The following is an 18,271-nucleotide window of genomic DNA, read 5'->3' as shown; positions in this document are numbered from 1 at the left end:
TTATTTTTATATCTGGAGGTGATACCTTGGCAGGCGTAACCAAAGAACAGATTGCAAAAGCAAAGGAATGGGACTTGCTCTCTTACTTGCAGGCTTATGAGCCGCAGGAACTGAAAAAAAGCGGCCCCCGCGAATACTGCACCAGAACCCATGACAGCTTAAAAATCTCCAACGGGAAATGGTGCTGGAACAGCCGGGGCATCGGCGGCCGCACGGCGCTTGATTATCTGATTAAGGTGCGCGGCATGGACTTTGTGGGTGCGGTGGAAACCCTGTGCGGGTACTCTGCGCCGCCGCCCGTAAAGCAGACGTTCACAAAACCCACGAAGCCGCAAAAGCCGTTTAAGCTGCCCGAAGCCAGCCGGTGCGCGTCCGCCGTGGTGGGCTATTTGCAGGATCGCGGCATTGACCCGGAACTGCTGGGCGTGTGCATGGAAGCCGGGATTTTATACGAAAGCCGCCGGTATCAGAACTGCGTCTTTGTGGGGCGTGATATGCAGGGGAACGCCCGCGCTGCCAGCCTGCGGGGGACGCGGGACGGCTTCCGTATGGATGTGGAGGGAAGCGACAAACGGTACAGCTTCTGCCTGCCCGCCAGCCGCCCGGACTGTCCCCGGCTGGCGGTGGCGGAAAGCCCCATTGACGCGCTCTCCCTCGCCACGCTGGTGAAGCTGTCCGGCGGCGAACCACGGGACAGCCACTATTTATCCCTGGGCGGAACCGGCCCCCGCGCCCTGATGCAGTTTCTTCACGACCACCCCCATGTTACACAGATCAGCCTTTGCCTGGACAACGACAAGGCCGGCTTGAAAGGTATCGAACGGCTCACGCAGGAAATCCAGAACAACGCGGAACTTTCCGGGCGGGTGAAGCTGGTTTACCCCAACCCGCCGAAGCAGGGCAAGGACTACAACGAGTTTCTCTGCACCCACGTGAAAGCGGCGCGGACGGCACAGCGGCAGCGGGATGGGGCGCGGTAACGCTATTTAATTTCCGGCTCTAAATTTTCAAATTCGGGCGCATCGAAAAAATCTATCAGCGTCATATCCAAACCGTCGCATATTTTCTTGATGGTTGAAATTTTAGGGTCGGTACTCTTGCCATACAAGATGTTTTTGACAGAGGATGGCGGCAGCGCCGACATTGTAGCCAGTTTGTTGATGGTAATGTTGCGCTCCGCACATAAACGGAGTATCCGGGTCTTAATCGCTGAAATCGTATCCATAGCTGTATCCTGCCCCCTTTTTTATCAAGCATACAAAATATGGCTTGCAAAAGTAGGCTACCCATGCTACTATTTAGGCTATGGATAGCCTTTTTTAGAAAGGAGGAACCTTTGGCTATTTCCAACATTTTACCACGAAAGATTATGAAAAACCGCACCCGTCAGCAGTCAATGGCAGAACGCCACGACTATGACCAGAAAGAAGAAAAGACAGACGGCGGCGAACTGGTTTCCTCCTATATGTGCAGCCCGGAAACTGCCGCCGAAGAATTTGAAATCAGCAAAAAACTGTACGCCCAGCTTACCGGGCGCAGCCAGTCAGAAAAGCACGACATTATTATGTACCGCATTATCCAGTCATTCAAGCCCGATGAAATCAGCCCGGAGGAGGCGCACAAAATCGGCTGCGAGCTGGCGATGAAATTTACCGGCGGGCAGCATCAGTTTGTGGTGGCCACCCACACGGATAAGCGGCATATCCATACCCACATTGAATTTAACAGCACCAACCTAAACTGTGACGCAAAATTCCAGAACGTGAAAAACTCCGCTTTTATCCTGCGGCGCATGAACGATGAACTGTGCCGCGCCCACGGCCTTTCGGTAATTGAGAATCCGAAGAAAAAAGCCAAGTCCCAAAAGGAAATGGCGGCGGCGCAGTATGGCATCAGCCACAAGAAGCAGTTACAGCAGACCATTGACAAGGTGCTGCCGGAATGCAATCATTATGAGGAGTTTCTGGCAAAGATGCGGGCTGAGGGATATGAGGTTGTGGACGGCAAAAATCCCGGCTTCCGTCTGCCCGGATGGGAGCGCCCTGCAAGGGTGAACCGGCTGGGCGGCGATTATACCAAGACCGCCCTGCGCGCCAGAATTACCAGCCAGCGCGGGCGTTTGGCGGCAGGAAAAACAGCGCCGAAACGAACCGGCAGAAAGGTCAATCTCCTGATTGACATTCAGGCGAAACTTGCCGCCGGAAAAGGCGCAGGCTATGAACGCTGGGCGAAAATTTTCAACCTGAAAGAAGCGGCGAAAACACTGAATTTCCTGATGGAAAACGGACTGGCCGATTATGATGAACTGGCGCTTCGGGCAGCGCAGGCCGAGGACGGTTTCAATGCGGCTTCACAAAAAATCAAACAGTTGGAGGCGCGGATGGCAGGCGTGGCAAAGTTAAAAACCCACATCATCCAGTATTCCAAAACGCGGGAAGTCTACGCGGCTTATAAGAAGTCCCGCCACAAGAAAGAATTTCTCGCGGAGCATGGCGCGGAGATTGCCCAGCATGAAGCCGCGAAGAAAGCCTTTGACGCTCTGGATGGCAAGGCCATTCCCAAAGTGGCACAGCTTTCAGCGGAATATGCTGCGCTGCTGGAAGAAAAACGGGAACAGTACGAACAGTACAAGGCGCTGCGGCAGGATATGATTACCTACCAGACCGCACTCCGCAACGTGGATAAGATTTTAAGATTGGAACCGCCGGAGCAGGCGCAGGAAAAAGAACAGCCCAAACCGGAGCGGTGACGCAAAAGTGCCGCCCCTTTCCAACCGGGACGGCACTACTTTTTTTGAATATCTTCATCGGGGACATACTCCGCAATGTCCCCCAGGCCGCAATGTAAAGCGGCGCACAATTTGTTTAAGGTTTTTGTTTCCATATTTTCATTTGCCCGCAGCCGCCGGATGGTCTTGCTGTCGATGCCGCACTTCTCTCTTAGCTGGTAGGTTGACACATCTTGTGCCTGCATAACCGTCCATAATTTATCGAACACTATCATAAAAGCACCCCCGTTTGACGTTTATTAGTATGGGGGTTATAATCTTTTTTATTAAGGGGATATAACCCCCATATTCATATTGGACGGCTCAATTTGTTTCGCTGCCAAGGGACTGCTTTTTCAAATCCAAGAAAGGTTGTGGCATTATGATTTATACAGATGAAGTAAGAAAAAAGCTGGACGCGATTTTGAAAGCGTTTGGGGAATACATTGATGGACAGAGTTATTTTGATATAGTCTACTCAAAGAAAATCGGCTATGTCTGGATTTTAGCTGAATGTCCCGGCGATGCCGGCGCGGTGCTGCTGGATACGCCGGAAAAAATGCTTGACCAACTGTTTAACGAGGTTATCAATGATGTAGTCAATGCGGATGAAAACAAGACGCATATCCTTAACGCTCTCACTCTTTCCGAGTGGGAGGAATGCGAAGTCCGCCGCCGGATTGCAATACTGTTGGAGCCGCTTGCCGAGGACAAAGACTGCTATCTTCAATTCATGGACAGATACCTGAAAGCCTATCAGAAAAACAACGGATATATCGGGGAGCCGGACGAACTTTGAATTGCAAAAGTGAATTGATTTATTTTTAAGTATCAGCCAATAAACTATAAAATACGAAAGGGGAACAGAAATGGAACTGAACTATTTTAGGGACAGGCTTTTTGATTTACTGAATGACAGCGAGGGGATGGGGATTACCGACCTGAACACAGACGAGCGGAACGGATTACTTACTGTCATGACTGACGACGGGAATGTATTTGAAATCGTATGCCAGCAGGCAACGGGAAAGGGGGACGGATGGATGACCGCAAGCTGACTGTATGTTACGGGCGTGGCAATTACAAGCAGGCTCCGCCGCAGATTGTTTTACAAGGAAAATGGCTGGAACAGACCGGATTTTCCGCCGGGGACAAAATCACCGTGAAATGCCAGCAGGGGCAGCTTATCATCACAAAGAACGGAACAAAGAAAGATTCAGAGGAATAAAATTTTCTGTCAATCTCGGAAACCTCCTAACGGCGCAAAATGCGCCGCCCCTCTCCTGCGCGGATGTGCAGGAGTAAGCGACCGCAGGGAGCGCAAAGCCACGCCGATAGGCGTGTTCGGTCGGACGCGCAGGCGGACGCCTGGGGCTTGGGGGAACCCCAACAAGCGAGCCGGAATATCCCAAAAGGATATTCCGGCTCATTGCTTGCCTACGCTTTTGGTTTCCACTTGTCGCATCTCTGATTCTTAGTTTCATAAAAGCACACAGATGATTTTCGTCATCACGATATAAATTTGATTTTCGCAAACTGATTTAAGGATTATTTAATAACTTCTATGCTACAATCAAATCACCAAACGAAAGGAGCAATAAAAATGTATTTACGAATACTGAAAAAAGATCTTAAGCGCAAAAGGGCGATGAACGTGATATTGCTGGTATTTATTATACTCGCGTCGATGTTCATGTCCTCAGGCGTGAGCAACATCATTACCGTGCTGACTGCGCTGGACAGCTATTTTGAAATGGCGGACGTGCCCGATTACTGGGTGGTGAGCGAAAACAAATCCTCAGGCAAGGACATTTACGGGACGCTTGAAAACGCCTCCGCGATAGACGAGTTCCGTATTGAGGAGTATGTCCGTGTGTCCCAGTCCAATATTACGCGAGTCGGCAAACCGCTTAACGATTCCAACGCCAATCAGATATTGGCATTACAGAGCGACAGAGATATGGGGATGAATTATTTTCTGGACGATGAAAGTATTCTTAGAAGCGTGCCGAAAGGGGAAATTTACGCTACCCGTTTCATAGAGAAAAGCATGGGACTTAAGGTAGGCGACAAAATTACTGTCGAAATAGAGGGCGTAAGTCACGAATTTACCTTTGCGGGCAGTTTCAGGGACGCTGTCTGCGGCACGGAATTGATAGGCATTAAAAGGTTTATCATGAACAGCGAGGAATTTGACGAATATATGTCCGATGAGACGATGAAAAATATGTACGGCGGGAAATTCTTATACATACACACCGCCGATCTTGACAAGACCCTGTCCCAGATAGCGGATGTATCCGACAGCTTTACCTTTGCGAGTGGCACGGATACACTGAGTCAAGCCTATATTTTTAACATGATAATCATGGGTCTTATCCTTGCGGTGAGCCTTATTCTTATCATCATATCCTTTGCGGTACTGCGGTTCACCATAGCCTTTACCCTCTCTGAAGAATTCCGCGAGATAGGCGTTATGAAAGCCATAGGCATACGGAACATAAAAATTCGAGGGCTGTACCTTACAAAATACTTCGCCATTTCCGTTGTCGGCGCAGCACTCGGCTTGATGCTCAGCTACCCATTCGGGAAAATGCTTATAAGTTATTCCTCGGAGTCTATTATAATAGACAGCAGCAATAACGGATTTGTAAACATTGCCTGCGCGGTTCTGACAGCGGCTGTGATTCTTCTGTTCTGTCTCAGTTGTACGGGCAGGGTGAGCAAAATGTCCCCTATCGACGCTGTAAGGAACGGGCAGACAGGGGAACGCTTCCGCAAAAAAGGCGTTATGAGCCTTGGAAAATCGCGGCTTGGCGCGACGGCTTTCCTTGCCGCAAACGATATTGTTAGCAGTCCCAAACGCTACGCTGTCATTGCCTTTACGTTTTTTCTGTGTATGTCGCTGCTGATAATGCTTTCCAATGTCACGGCATCTCTTAAAAGCGGAAAGCTGCTGAAATATTTCGGGAATGCGGACTGCCACGCCGTTGTGGACATCGGCGACGAAGCTGTGAAATTTATGACCGTGGACGGACATGAAAAGGTTAAAAAATATCTTGATGATATGGAGCAGACCCTTGCGGAAAACGATATGCCTGCGGAATGTATGACAGAATATTATATTTATACGATGATAAGATACGGCGAACAGGAAAGCAAGACAGCTATACTTCAGGGCACGGGAACAACAATGGATATGTACGAATATTTAGAGGGTACTCCTCCCCAAAACAGCGACGAAATTGCAATGACCACACTTTTGGCAAAAAAGCTGGGTGCGGAAATAGGTGATACCGTTATTGTGTCCTACCCGACGGGCGAAACGGCGGAGTTCATCATAACCGCTCTGTATCAGGCAATGGTCAACCAGGGTATATCCGTAAGGGTTCATACCGACTGCGATATAAACTATATCGCAGCAAGCGGCTCCCCCGGTACACTGATAAAATTTACCGACGACCCCAACGATAAGGAAGTATTAAGCAGAATTGAAAAAATCGAGGAGCTTTATCCTAAGCTTTCAAGCGCTAAAACAGCGGGCGAAACCGTAAAGGACAACACCGGAGTAGGCGATGCCATAGATGCGGTTAAAAAAATGTCCGCCGTCCTTACGGTAATTTTAGCCGCGCTTATAACCGTGCTTATGGCGCGTTCCTTTATCGCAAAGGAGCAGGCAGAGATCGCCCTTATGAAAGCCATAGGCATCAGGAACACCAAAATATACGGGCAGTACACGTTAAGATTTTTCATCGCTGCGGCGACGGCTGTACTTCTTGCGGAGCTTTTGGGTATGCCCATTACAAAGCTTTGCTTCGACCCTATTTTCAGGACGATGGGGCTTGAAATGGGCGTAGAATATATGCGGAACCCTGTGGAGATATACGCAGTATTCCCCGTTATCGTCCTTACCGCCACAGCCGTAAGCGCGTTTTTGACCTCTCTGTACACAAGAAAAATCAAATCCTCCGATACAGCAAGCATTGAATAATGAAAGGAAGAAGCAATTATGAATATTCTCGAAGTAAAAGACCTTTGCAAAACGTATATCGTAAACAAGCGGCAGAACAACGTATTGAAAAACGTAAATTTCAAAATTGGCGAGGGAGAAATGGTCGCCGTTATGGGTCCGTCAGGCTCTGGAAAATCCACGCTGCTGTACGCAGTTTCGGGCATGGATAGTCTTACCGCAGGGGAGGTAAACTTCTGTGGAAAAAATATTGCAGAGATGGGCGAAAGAGAACTTGCAGACCTGCGCCTTGACGAAATGGGCTTTATCTTTCAGCAAATGTATATGCTGAAGAACCTCACCATATTGGATAATATCATACTTCCCGCAACACAATCCAAAAAGCAGCGTGAACCCCGCAGGGAAACGGCGCGGCGCGGTCAGGATTTCATGCGTAGGCTCGGCATTATCGACATTGCCGACAACGACATCAACGAGGTTTCGGGCGGCCAGCTTCAGCGGGCGTGTATCTGCCGCAGTATGATGAACAACCCGAAAATGATTTTTGCTGACGAGCCAACAGGGGCTTTGAACCGCACTTCCTCCGACGAGGTAATGGAGGAACTTGTAAAATTAAATTCCGGGGGAACAACGATCATGCTCGTTACTCACGACGTTAAGGTCGCGGCAAAATGCACAAGGGTCATGTACATTGTTGACGGGAACATAAAGGGGGAGTATGATTTAAGCGATTGCCCCACCCAAACGAGAGAGCGGGAGCGGGCATTGAATAACTGGCTTCTGGAATTAGGGTGGTAATATGGATATTCTCATTGTTGAGGACAACAAGGAGCTTGCCGAGCTGCTGTGTGATTTTCTCCGTGCGGAAAATTACACAGTATCGGCGGTTCAAACAGCCGAAGAAGCCTTGCTGCTGTACGAAAGATACGGCGCAAGGCTTGTCGTGCTTGATATTATGCTACCTGGCAAGGACGGATTTTATGTTCTGGAAAAAATTCGTACAGAAAGCAACACGCCCGTACTGATTGTAAGTGCGAAAACGGAAAAAGAGGACAAGCTGAACGGACTGAATCTCGGCGCGGACGATTACATTGAAAAGCCCTATGATATTGATATCATGCTCGCAAAAATAAGTGGGATTTTTAAGCGGCGGTATGCCCTTGATGAAATTGTCGATGGCAATATCCGCATAAATAAGGTGAGCCGTACCGTTTATAAAAACGAAAAAGAACTGGAAATGACGGCAAAGGAATTTGAGCTGCTCCTGCTTTTGATGGAAAATAAAGGCAGGGTTTTAAGCAAGGAATACATTTTCGGACAGGTCTGGGGTAGCGATAGCTTTTCGGAACAACAGACACTGACGGTACACATAAAATGGCTGCGGCAGAAAATAGAGGACATCCCCAAAAATCCTAAAAAAATAGTAACTGTATGGGGGGTGGGCTATAAATATGAAAGCGTTTAACAGAATTTTTTCGGCTGTTACAGTTGCAATAATCCTATTGTTTGCTGTTGTGAATATGATTCTTGCTGCCGACAAGACCGATGGGAGCAGGCAATATCGAGTGGAGATAAGCCGTCTTGTCCATGAAATAGAAACGAATGGGTCTGCCGACATTTCCGAATGTGTGTATGTAACAAATATTGAGCGATACGGAGAAAAATTTTACAGCACGGACAGTGACTATGTGATCTATGAGATAAACGGAGAACTTTACCGTTTCGATTACAATATAAACGGCTATTCCAACAAGACATATTTTATGGGAATCGTAAATGCCATTCTCGGCGTTATAGCGATTTTATTTATCGCAGTTATGCTTTATATAAAATACGCGATTCTTGCGCCCTTTGAACGCCTGAGCAATCTCCCTTACGAGTTTTCAAAAGGGAATCTCACTGCACCGGTAACAGAAACGAAAAACCGATTTTTCGGAAAGTTCCTTTGGGGAATCGATGTTCTCCGCGAAAACATCGAACAGCAAAAGCAACGGGAACTGGAAATGCAGAAAGAAAAGAAAATGCTGCTGTTATCACTCTCTCACGATATTAAAACACCGCTCTCTGCGATAAAACTGTACTCAGCGGCACTGTCGAAAAATTTGTATCCGGACACAGAAAAGCAGCACAAAATCGCTGAAAGCATCACCGAAAAAGTGGACGAGATTGAGGGCTATGTTTCGCAGATCATAACTGCTTCACGAGAAGATTTCCTCAGCCTTGAAGTGAATATGGGAGAGTTTTATCTTTCGGAACTTATTGAAAAAATCACGGGATATTATAGGGAAAAACTGGTGCTTATCAAAACAGATTTTAATGTCGGGAAATATAAAAATTGTCTGCTTTCAGGGGATTTAAGCAGAAGCATTGAAGTGCTGCAAAACATTATGGAAAACGCCCTTAAATACGGGGACGGCAGGCGCGTGGAATTGATTTTTTCCGAAGATGGCGAATGCGTCCAGATTGCGGTCACAAATGGCGGTTGCACGCTCGGCAAGGACGATTTGCCGCATATTTTTGAGAGTTTTTGGCGCGGCGCTAATGCGGAAAACATTGGTGGCAGCGGGCTGGGGCTTTACATTTGCAGACAGCTTATGCGTAAGATGAACGGCGAGATTTTTGCGGAGATCGATAATGGCATCATCACTGTCACTGCGGTTTTCGCAAGAGCGTGAATGATTTAGAAACGCGTATTGATAAAAATACACATGAAATGGTGGTGATGAAAATAGAAAAACGGATATTAATTATAGGTGACGATCTGACATTTCTTCAATCAGCAAAAATCTTTATGACAAATAGCAGCACGGATGTCAGCTATGCGATATCCGAAAAGGAAGCCTTAAATTATCTTTTATCAAGTGAGTATTGCTTAGTTATTATATGTATTACGTTATCTGTAGACAGCAACATAGAGCTTCTTCGGTTTGTACGGGAAACGTATCTTATGCCAATAATAGTGATTACACCTAAACTAAGAGCAGCAGAAAAAGTTGCGCTTTTTCATGCTGGGGCAAATGCCTGTCTGGAGCGGCCAGTGGATGCCGCACTCTGCGTAGCACAAGCACGCTCTTTAGTACAGCTATACTCAGATGCTAAACTGGCAGATAAAAAAGTCCACCCGCTTGTATTTGGCACAGAGCTGATTATCAATCCAGTCTATCGTCATGTAATTATTGACGGCGAACCATTAGAACTGACGCGCACGGAATTTGACCTGCTGTATTATATGGCAGAACATCCAAACCAAATTTTTAGCCGCCAACAGCTATATCAGCAAGTATGGGGTGATGATTTGGGCATCAGTGGAGAAAACACTGTTCGCTCACATATTGGTAATATCTACAAAAAGCTGGCCGATGTCGATAAGCATTACATCCAAAACACCAGAGGGATCGGCTATAAATTTGTTCCTCCTACTGGTGAAGAATAAAAACGGAAGTGCCGGAGCATTTTGCTTTGGCACTTCTATTTTGTCGAACTATGACGAAAGTCTTGCCGCAATCTTGCTCTAATCTTGCCGGTAAATTGCTTTTTCTCCTGTATGCTATATGTATTGGGAATTATAGGAACCCAAAGAGATAATAAGCACAGCTAACCTGGCAGATAGAGTTTTAAGTTTTAACATTATTCGGATGTTTTATCCTCGACTGCTTTTTCATGCCGGCTGAGCATCTGCTCTGCCATGCAGTCTACGGTTTTCAGTAGAAATGCTCTCTCCTCCTCCGTGCAGGCCGCGAACTTGCATAATAACTGCTTCGTTTGCTGTTCCACCTTGGGCATATCCTGGTAAAACAAAACATCTGCCGACAAGCCAAGCCGGTAGATCACATCGGCAAGGACTTCGACGGACGCATTGACCCTCCCCTTTTCGATGTTCTGGATATGCCGGAGTCCTCTGCCGGTCTGCTGGGCAAGCTGCTGTTGCGTCAAATGTTCTTCGTTCCGTTTGCCGCTGACGATTGCCCCTATGTGCTGCAAGATATTTTTACGCATTTTTAATCACCTCCACTATATTCTATCGTGCGCATCTCTTTCTATAAATTCCCTAATAGAGCGTGTAAATATGTGCCTATAATACGTTTTGCAAACAAATAAATTTGCCCTGATTGTGAAGCCAATAAAAAAAACGGCTTTTCACATTAGGGCTTACTTCTCATGCCATCTGTGTCTGTCCGTGGAAAGGGGCAGATTATGGATGGTTTTATTTTTAGGTATGCGGCGGGAATAGCATCAAAAAAAGCACGGTTCATACCGCACCACTCCAGCATCTTCTAACCGCATTATTCGACGCATTTAAGTGTGCTAATCAAACTTCAAATATCACTGCGCAGAAAAACGCCAGACAGTCATTGCGGCTGTCCGGCGTTTTTTGTATGTGTCGTTACCTCATTCATCGGGTACGCGCGCCGCCACCACTCCGAAAATCTGGAACCCATTTTCAAATTTTCGGAGGTAGCAAAATGCGCAAACAAGCTGAAAAAATTTTTTTGAACTTTTTTCTTAAAGGGCAAGGTTCACCTGCCCTTTACCCTATACCCTTTATTCCAGAGAGCAAAGGAAAGGGGGTGGACGCATGAGTTATGCAGAACGTCGGGAAGCGATTCTGGAAGTGCTGTGCATAAGGCGGCACGATACATACCGCAACCTGGCATTTGAATTTCAGGTTTCGAGAGAAACCATCCGGCAGGATATAGCCGTCCTCATGTGTTCCTACTCCATCGAAACGGTACGCGGCCGGTATGGCGGCGGTGTCAAGATTGCGGACGGGTTTTACCTTTACCGCAAAAAACTGACAGCACGGCAGGCTGCGCTGCTTGTGAAATTAAGCGCGCAGCTTACCGGGGATGACCTCGCCACGATTGACAGTATTCTCCGCCAGTTTGCTCCCTGAGCATTGAAGCATTGTACTTTGAAAAACAGCAGGATAGGCTCCTGTTCATAGTCAGTATGTAAGTGATTGCATCCTGCATCAGCCATCCCGCGCCACGACTGCCTGCGGCCAGGGACAGCGAAAGGAGGTGAAAGCCTCTGTTCCTGCCCGTCAAACCGATAGCATCAAAGGCACGAGCGATACCGGCATGGCTGTCCGGCGCATGGCAGCGCCGCAGACGCGGGATGCGCCGCAAACACCCGTATCGCAGGGTAAAAGGGAGGTACTGGGGGATTGGTATGGGCAGCTTCGTCAACTGTCGCCGCCGTCTGTTGGTATCGCGCCAACGTGCCGTGTTGGGCTTACATACTCCCGTGCCGGGGGTGAGCAGTAAGGCGGTCATGCCGCCTGATAATACGGCACAGATTTTTGAGAAAGGCATAAAAGAGAAACCCGCGCCGGTCACATTTCCTCACAGAATGAGGGTGCAAAACAGACCGGCGCGGGCTTTCCCCTTTGCCTGCGGGATGCAAGACCTTACGCCACCGGGAAAACCGGCGGCGCAACGTGTTCCATCCGGCAGGATAGCAACAAATAAAGCGGCTGGGGCCGAAAGAGGTGATAAAAATGCAGGTAAACATTGAGAGTATCCAGGTCAATTCAGGACGGCGGGAAGCCCTCCCGGATGCCGTGCGCGAACTGGCGGACAGCATTTCGGCGGTGGGGCTGTTAAACCCCATCACGGTTGACAGGGACTATACCCTGATTGCCGGACTGCACCGGCTGGAAGCGGCAAAGTTACTGGGCTGGGCGGAAATTGAGTGCAACGTCAGCAGCTTAGAGGGATTGCAGGCAGAACTTGCCGAGATTGACGAGAACTTTGTGCGGGCCGACCTGGAAACCCTGGAGTTTGGAAAGCTGCTCCTGCGGCGCAAGGAAATCTATGAAATGCTGCATCCGCAGGTGAAAAACGGCGGCGACCGAAAGAGCGAGAAAATCAGAACGCGCCCCGCGCGTTCTGATTCTGACAAGTCCTTTGTGCGCGACACGGCGGACAAGCTGGGCATTTCGCCCCGTTCCGTGGAGGAAAAAATCCAGATCGCCAGAGATATGACCCCAAAGGCACAGGAAATCATTCAGGATGCCGACCGCAAAATCAAGAAAAAAGACTTGCTGAAGCTGTCCCGCATGGAGCCGGAGCAGCAGGAACAAGCCGCCGCGCAGTTGGCGGCTGGCAGAATCAAGTCAGCGGATGAATTTCGGCAGGAGGAACCGCCCAGACCATCCAAACCGCCCGAACCGGCACAGGAGCCAAAACAAGCCGCAGAACTGGAACAGGCCGCAGAGCCGGTCACAGAACTGCCAGCGGTTCCCGCCGTCCCCTATACGCTGGGCGACAAGCACTATGACACCCTGGAGGAATCCATAGCCGACCTGAAAAATCCCGATAAGGATTGCAGCTACACGCCGGATACGCTTTTGGCAGACATTGACGGCTTTGTGCAGACTTTTCACAAAGGTTTCGCGTGGTATCACGACCCCTTTTGTACCATCGTGTTCCCCCATATCTCCAAGGTGCAGTTTGAGTTTGTCCGGGAGCGTTTTGAGAGCATTTCTTCCGCAATGGCGGACTTATTAAATCAAATGGAAAGGACTATAAAAGCATGAGCAATCGAAAAAAACGCCGTCCGCCCGGTTCGGAGCGCACGGAACAACAGAACCTTTTAACAGAAACACAGTATGCGAACCCCGGTGTCCCCCGCGACCTGTCCAGCAACCAGCTTACCTCCGGTCTGCCTTACCAGAGGCCCGTGGAGCCGGAGGACGTTGACCGCCTGATTGCCAAGTGGGACGACCGCTTATTGACCCCTCTGGTGGTCAGTTTCCGGGACGGCAAATTTAACGTGGTGGACGGGCAGCACCGGATCGCCGCCATGCGGAAGATGGCAGACGGCGGCAACGTGACCGTCCCCTGCCTGATTTATACCGGCCTGACCTACGAACAGGAAGCCGAACTGTATTTCAAGCTGGATCAGTCCAAAGGTCGGCTGCGCCTTTCCCACGCTACCAAAGCCCTGCTGGAGTCCGGTACAGATGCCGAGGTGCTGGAAATCAAGCGGCTGGTGGAAGCGGCTGGCTTTGTGTGGGTGCTGGATAAGAAAAGCGGCGACGCTTATGAAATCCTCTCTACCCGCGCAATCATCAACGCCTACCGTCTGCTGGGCGGAGCGACTTTTTCCCGCCTGCTGGTATTACTGGACAGCACATGGCACGGCGCGTCCATCTCCCTCCGTGCGTCTATGCTCTCCGGCATGGCGCTGTTTCTGAAAACCTATGAAACCGAACTGGACGACCGCTCTTTCATCAAGCGGCTGTCTGCGGTTGACCCGGAGGAAATCATCCGGCGCGGCAAGATGGACTTTTCCACCAATAAAGCCGCACTCCGCTTTGCCCGCGTCATTCTGGAAAAGTATAACACCCAGCAGCGTGGCGGGCGCAAGCTGCCCTACCGTTTTAAGGGCTGATGGTAAATCTTACATAGGAGCCGCAGACATTTCCCGTCTGCGGCCTTTTTCATTGCAAGGGAGGTTTGTATGGACACAGTAACGAAAGAGCCAAAATCCCCCGCCTTGGAACCGTCCGAGCAGGGCTATCAGCTTACCATCGGGCGCGACACCATCCGGGTGGTCAGCGTTTTCAGCGGCACAAGGACGGCAAGCGAAGCCATCCACGAAGCCGCCGTGAAGAAAATCCTTTACGATACAAGCAGTTGAAATTTGTGTGTAATATCGTCAGAAGCAGCAGGCTGTCAGCTTGACTTTAACACTTTAATGTGGTATAGTATAGATGACAGACGAGCATAAACCCTGTTGTTTCTCGGACTGATAAGGAGGCAGTTTTATGAGAGAACAACAGAATTACAGAGCCGCTATCTATTGCCGGCTTTCTTCCGAAGATGGAGCCGACCACGAATCTATGAGTATTGGGAACCAGCGGGCATTACTGACCGAGTATGTGCAGAAACAGGGCTGGGAGGTTGTCGATACCTATATCGACGACGGATTCTCAGGTACGAATTTTGACCGTCCAGGCTTTCAGCGGATGATTGCCGATATTGAAAAAGGGCGTATCAATCTGGTCATTACCAAAGACCTTTCCCGCCTTGGCCGTAACTACATCATGTGTGGGCAGTACACCGAGATTTATTTCCCGGAGCGTCATGTGCGTTACATTGCCCTGAACGACGGCGTTGACACGCTGAACCAGACCAGCAGCATGGATATTACGCCGTTCAAGCACATCCTAAACGATATGTACGCCAAGGATATTTCCACCAAAATCAAGTCCACGCTCCATACCAAAGCAAAGCGCGGCGAATACCTTGGCGCACTCGACCCCTATGGCTATCTGCGGCATCCTGACGATAAGCACAAGCTGATTATCAACGAGGAAACCGCGCCGGTTGTCCGGCGGATGTTTGAAATGTGCGCGGCAGGGATTGGGGCAAGGAGCATTGCTTCTACCCTGAACAACGAGGGTATCTTATCCCCCAAGGAATATACCCGTTTCCGCAAGCACAACCCTGAACGGGACGGCGAGTTTGAACGCCGTCACTTCTGGACACGGACTTATGTACAGTTTATGTTGAAAAACGAAATCTATGTAGGGAGCATGGTGCAGGGACGGCAGTACACACCATCCTACCGCAGTAAGAAGCGGGAACCCATCCCAAAAGAAGATTGGGTAGTTGTCCCTGATATGCATGAGCCTATCGTATCGCGGGAACTGTTCGATGAAGCGCAGAAACGCATGGGAGCGCGGAAAAAAACCATTCAAGCGAAAGACGAACCCGATTTATTTGCCGGACTGTTCTTCTGTGAAGCCTGCGGAACCTCCATGCTTCCCAAGGTAAGCCAGCAGAAATACTTCTACTACAACTGTGGGCGCAGCCACGCAATCGGGAAATTAGCCTGCTCAAGCCACTACATCAACCGTGACACCTTTCACCAGGCAGTGCTTGAGGACATCCGCCGCAACGCGAAACTGTTCAGCGAGGACGCTGAAAAAGCCGCACAGCGGCTCATGGAACTGAAATGCGCCGACCAGCAGAAACAGACCGCTACGATGAAGCGCGACCTTGCATCGGCAAAGAAACGGCTGGCCGACCTGGATGTGAAACTGAAACGCACCTACGAGGATAACATGAGCGGCAAGCTGCCCGACCACATCTTTACCATGTTTATCGCAGACTACGATACAGAACGGGCAACGCTGAAAGCGAACATTGCAGAGATGGAAAAGGCGCTGGAAAAGGTTCGGGATACCAAGGCCGATATTGACCGCTTCGCCGCCCTTATCCGAAAATACACCAGCTTTGAAAAACTCGACCGCTTCATGCTTCACGAACTGATTGACCGGATTACGATTTATGAAACGCCGGGTATGGGGCGCTGCCGCAAAGGTAAGGAAAAGCGCATTACCATCTACTACAAATTTGTCGGGGCTATCCAATAATGCAAAAACGGCATCCCCTATGGATGCCGAAAAAAATCACTTGGCTTTACGTCCTTTTGACTTCTCATCATCATGGGATAATCTTTCGTAAAGGGCTGTGAGTTTGTCTTTCTCTGTCTGTTTCTTCATAGTGTGTAACCTCCTTTATTGAGAATGTCTACTTCTCTCAACCCTTATTGTAGTTATCCGTTTGGGTCAGTCACGATATAGCTGGCGTTCATCTGCATGAGGTTGGGCTTAATGTGGAAGCGGGTCTTGCCGGAGCCGGAACCGCCGATCACCAGCACATTTTTGTTGATATTGTACTTGGGGATTTTGTTCCTCCCCACCATGACGCGCTCTGTCTGCGTCAGGAGAATGTTCTGGTCGAATTGGGGATTGATGAAAGGCTTAATATCGTCGGAATTTCCCCAACGCGCCGAACCATACTCAACTCCCGTGGCGGTATTTCTTGGCGTTTTTCGCCTTGAAATAAACCACGGCCCGGATAATGACTGCGCCGGCAGCGCCAAACAGCAGGTCGCGGGGGTGGAAGCTGGGCAGCGGGTTTTTGGAAATCAGCGCCCCCAGGCCCGATACCGCGCCCATTGCCTTTGTCACCATATCCGCGCCCTCTGCCAGCCGGCAGCCCTCCGCCACACGGTTGAAAAACCAGAAGATGAACACATAAGGCAGGTTAGGGAGCAGGATTTTCTTTACATCCAGTTTCACAGTTCAACGCCCCCTTTCTCCCGGTTTTTGGCGGTATCCCGCGTCAGGTTCTTTGCAATCTCCTTGAAATGGGAAAGCTGGCCTAACAGCGACGGCTTTTTCTGCGCGGAGCGGTTCAGGCTTTTCCCGGCATACTCGGCAAAGGCGGCGTTCAGTGCATCCGCGTCCCGTGCCTTGAAAAAGACAAGGTATTTCCCTTGCGCCGGGTCTTTTTTCAGCGCAAAGTCCACCCCGTATTTCCGCGCCACACGCTCAAAGGACTTGATATTTTTGCCGGTAATCTCAATGTTTTGAACGCCTGCGCCCTGGCTTACAAGCTGCTTTACGGTCTGCTTGCCGTGGTGGATTTTGGGGTTTTGGGCCTGCGCCAGATACTTCCGAATGGCCCATTTCAACAGGCCGGCGGTCAGCCTGCCGCCTGCTTTGCCGACCTTGATGGTGAGAGCCACAGATTTTTCGCGTACTTCATCCTGCATGGTAAAACCTCCTCTCTTTGCAGGCTGGGACTAAACTGGTGTGCGCTAAGGCGGAACCAGCAGGCGGCGGAGCAGGTATTTCATGCGCCGGCCTCCTTTCCGCCCCACTTGGTCAGCACCACGGATTCGCCGCTTGCCATGCTGCCCCAAAGCCTGCCAGCGGTTTCGGCAAACTCGGCAGGTGAAGCGCAGATGTGGTCTGTCCCCAGCATCATAAACTCGCCGGGGCTGGCAAAAAGGCGCTGAAACTCGGCTTGCCGGGCAGGGGAAAGGGAACAGAAGCCCTCCTCGTCTGAAAGCCCGCACAGCAGGAATGTACCGCTGATGCACTCGTTTACAAAGGGATTGCAGCGGTTGGGCGGCAGTCCCTGACGGTTAGCGTCCTCGTTGTAGAGCAGCATGACCCGATGGGGCAGGAAACAGCCCATTGCCAACTCGCCACCGACAAGCTGTGAAAAAGTTTCCAGCGAGTAGTCCACCCGCGCCGGCCTGGGCGGTCTGCCCGGTTCCACCACCAGAATGTTGATTTCATGTTCCATGCAAAAGTCCTCCTTTGGTTTGATTGATGTATTGCAAAGCGCCGGACGGCTTAACCGTCCAGCAGCCCGTGCGCCATATCGTGGCTGACAAGGGATGTGTAATACTGCCCCATCGTGACGGGGGCGTTGTAGAGTGCTGCCAGCGTGTATGCTTTGATATTGCCAATTTTGGCAGTATTGCTTTTCAGGCTGTCCATGACGTAGCCAATATGTTCGCTGTTCAGCTTCAGGAACCGGCTTTTGACAACCTCGGTGAGTACTTCCTGCCCGCAGATACGGACAGATTCCCGTGTGGAGCAGCAGATTTCCAGCATTAACTCCACATAGCCGTCCAGCAAGTCCTTGTCGTAGGGGTTCCGTTCCAGAAGAATGTCATAGTCAATATTTTCTAAAATCAGTTCGCGGTAGCTTTCCATCTCA

General features: G+C 49.8%; 22 protein-coding genes and 1 pseudogene. 16 read left to right on the top strand and 7 right to left on the bottom strand.

Translation table 11 applies throughout. From position 1 onward, the window contains the following. The first annotated feature begins 26 nt into the window (after positions 1–26). Complete coding sequence (locus tag D5281_RS19750; protein WP_120486337.1) at positions 27–980, top strand: DUF3991 and toprim domain-containing protein; 954 nt, start codon at positions 27–29, stop codon at positions 978–980. A gap of 2 nt (positions 981–982) precedes the next feature. On the opposite strand, the gene D5281_RS19745 is transcribed toward D5281_RS19750, so the two are convergent. Further along, positions 983–1,225: a helix-turn-helix domain-containing protein gene (locus tag D5281_RS19745; protein ID WP_002368704.1), complete on the bottom strand. Its 243-nt coding sequence runs from the start codon at positions 1,223–1,225 to the stop codon at positions 983–985. Positions 1,226–1,336: 111 nt separating this feature from the next. On the opposite strand from D5281_RS19745, the gene D5281_RS19740 reads away from it, so the two are divergent. Continuing rightward, positions 1,337–2,749: a relaxase/mobilization nuclease domain-containing protein gene (locus D5281_RS19740; RefSeq protein WP_160561781.1), complete on the top strand. Its 1,413-nt coding sequence runs from the start codon at positions 1,337–1,339 to the stop codon at positions 2,747–2,749. Positions 2,750–2,784: 35 nt separating this feature from the next. On the opposite strand, the gene D5281_RS19735 is transcribed toward D5281_RS19740, so the two are convergent. Beyond that, positions 2,785–3,003 (bottom strand): helix-turn-helix domain-containing protein, encoded by a 219-nt coding sequence (locus D5281_RS19735; RefSeq protein ID WP_010815302.1) that lies wholly within the window; start codon positions 3,001–3,003, stop codon positions 2,785–2,787. A 146-nt stretch (positions 3,004–3,149) separates the two neighbouring features. Between D5281_RS19735 and D5281_RS19730 the strand changes: the two genes are divergently transcribed. The 8 genes from D5281_RS19730 (at position 3,150) to D5281_RS26665 (ending at position 10,170) form a co-directional block, all read left to right on the top strand. Continuing rightward, entirely contained in the window at positions 3,150–3,566 is a 417-nt protein-coding gene (locus tag D5281_RS19730; protein ID WP_010815301.1) for a hypothetical protein, read from the top strand. Positions 3,567–3,636: 70 nt separating this feature from the next. Further along, positions 3,637–3,825 (top strand): hypothetical protein, encoded by a 189-nt coding sequence (locus tag D5281_RS19725; protein WP_160561780.1) that lies wholly within the window; start codon positions 3,637–3,639, stop codon positions 3,823–3,825. Next, a complete protein-coding gene (locus tag D5281_RS19720; RefSeq protein WP_161880119.1) occupies positions 3,807–3,995 on the top strand; it encodes a SymE family type I addiction module toxin in 189 nt (62 codons plus the stop codon). The genes D5281_RS19725 and D5281_RS19720 overlap by 19 nt, the downstream gene beginning before the upstream one ends. Positions 3,996–4,370: 375 nt before the next feature. Further along, the gene (locus D5281_RS19715; RefSeq protein ID WP_160561778.1) at positions 4,371–6,758 is read left to right on the top strand and encodes an ABC transporter permease; all 2,388 of its coding nucleotides are present in this window, start codon (positions 4,371–4,373) and stop codon (positions 6,756–6,758) included. 18 nt (positions 6,759–6,776) lie between these two features. Further along, a complete protein-coding gene (locus D5281_RS19710; protein ID WP_160561777.1) occupies positions 6,777–7,535 on the top strand; it encodes an ABC transporter ATP-binding protein in 759 nt (252 codons plus the stop codon). 1 nt (position 7,536) lies between these two features. After that, positions 7,537–8,202 (top strand): response regulator transcription factor, encoded by a 666-nt coding sequence (locus D5281_RS19705; protein WP_160561776.1) that lies wholly within the window; start codon positions 7,537–7,539, stop codon positions 8,200–8,202. Continuing rightward, a complete protein-coding gene (locus D5281_RS19700) occupies positions 8,189–9,412 on the top strand; it encodes a sensor histidine kinase (RefSeq protein ID WP_160561775.1) in 1,224 nt (407 codons plus the stop codon). Before D5281_RS19705 ends, D5281_RS19700 begins: the two co-directional genes overlap by 14 nt. After that, positions 9,409–10,170 (top strand): response regulator transcription factor, encoded by a 762-nt coding sequence (locus D5281_RS26665; RefSeq protein ID WP_160561774.1) that lies wholly within the window; start codon positions 9,409–9,411, stop codon positions 10,168–10,170. The genes D5281_RS19700 and D5281_RS26665 overlap by 4 nt, the downstream gene beginning before the upstream one ends. A gap of 194 nt (positions 10,171–10,364) precedes the next feature. Here the strand turns inward: D5281_RS26665 and D5281_RS19690 are convergent, their stop codons facing one another. Further along, on the bottom strand, positions 10,365–10,733 hold the full coding sequence (locus D5281_RS19690) for a helix-turn-helix domain-containing protein (protein WP_160561773.1): 369 nt from the start codon (positions 10,731–10,733) through the stop codon (positions 10,365–10,367). 580 nt (positions 10,734–11,313) lie between these two features. Between D5281_RS19690 and D5281_RS19685 the strand changes: the two genes are divergently transcribed. The 6 genes from D5281_RS19685 to D5281_RS19660 all read left to right on the top strand — a co-directional run bounded on the left by D5281_RS19685 (position 11,314) and on the right by D5281_RS19660 (position 16,125). Next, positions 11,314–11,631 carry a DeoR family transcriptional regulator gene (locus D5281_RS19685; protein WP_160561772.1) on the top strand — a complete coding sequence of 106 codons (318 nt, stop codon included), beginning with the start codon at positions 11,314–11,316 and terminating at the stop codon, positions 11,629–11,631. A 224-nt stretch (positions 11,632–11,855) separates the two neighbouring features. Continuing rightward, positions 11,856–12,254, top strand: coding sequence for a hypothetical protein (locus D5281_RS25985; protein WP_277935477.1), 399 nt, complete (start codon positions 11,856–11,858; stop codon positions 12,252–12,254). Then, complete coding sequence (locus D5281_RS19675; protein WP_160561771.1) at positions 12,238–13,278, top strand: ParB N-terminal domain-containing protein; 1,041 nt, start codon at positions 12,238–12,240, stop codon at positions 13,276–13,278. Before D5281_RS25985 ends, D5281_RS19675 begins: the two co-directional genes overlap by 17 nt. Then, on the top strand, positions 13,275–14,135 hold the full coding sequence (locus D5281_RS19670) for a DUF6551 family protein (RefSeq protein ID WP_160561770.1): 861 nt from the start codon (positions 13,275–13,277) through the stop codon (positions 14,133–14,135). The genes D5281_RS19675 and D5281_RS19670 overlap by 4 nt, the downstream gene beginning before the upstream one ends. Positions 14,136–14,204: 69 nt before the next feature. Then, positions 14,205–14,384: a hypothetical protein gene (locus D5281_RS19665; RefSeq protein WP_160561769.1), complete on the top strand. Its 180-nt coding sequence runs from the start codon at positions 14,205–14,207 to the stop codon at positions 14,382–14,384. Between the two features lie 127 nt (positions 14,385–14,511). Next, on the top strand, positions 14,512–16,125 hold the full coding sequence (locus tag D5281_RS19660; RefSeq protein WP_160561768.1) for a recombinase family protein: 1,614 nt from the start codon (positions 14,512–14,514) through the stop codon (positions 16,123–16,125). Positions 16,126–16,310: 185 nt separating this feature from the next. Here D5281_RS19660 and D5281_RS27240 read toward each other — a convergent pair. The 4 genes and pseudogenes from D5281_RS27240 to D5281_RS19640 form a co-directional block, all read right to left on the bottom strand. Further along, a pseudogene (locus tag D5281_RS27240) lies at positions 16,311–16,836 on the bottom strand (type IV secretory system conjugative DNA transfer family protein); the annotation flags it as partial. Further along, positions 16,833–17,312: a PcfB family protein gene (locus D5281_RS19650; protein ID WP_010815326.1), complete on the bottom strand. Its 480-nt coding sequence runs from the start codon at positions 17,310–17,312 to the stop codon at positions 16,833–16,835. The pseudogene D5281_RS27240 and the gene D5281_RS19650, both read right to left, overlap by 4 nt. 80 nt (positions 17,313–17,392) lie before the next feature. After that, positions 17,393–17,851 (bottom strand): DUF3846 domain-containing protein, encoded by a 459-nt coding sequence (locus D5281_RS19645; RefSeq protein ID WP_016303817.1) that lies wholly within the window; start codon positions 17,849–17,851, stop codon positions 17,393–17,395. Positions 17,852–17,901: 50 nt separating this feature from the next. After that, positions 17,902–18,271, bottom strand: a 370-nt coding sequence (locus tag D5281_RS19640) for a DUF6017 domain-containing protein (protein ID WP_277935474.1), incomplete at its 5' end; no start/stop codon positions are given.

Origin of the sequence: Parablautia muri (genome assembly GCF_009917485.1) — a bacterium.
In the GTDB taxonomy this organism is placed as follows: Bacteria; Bacillota; Clostridia; order Lachnospirales; family Lachnospiraceae; genus Suilimivivens; species Suilimivivens muri.
This window is presented reverse-complemented; position numbering and strand designations above follow the sequence as displayed.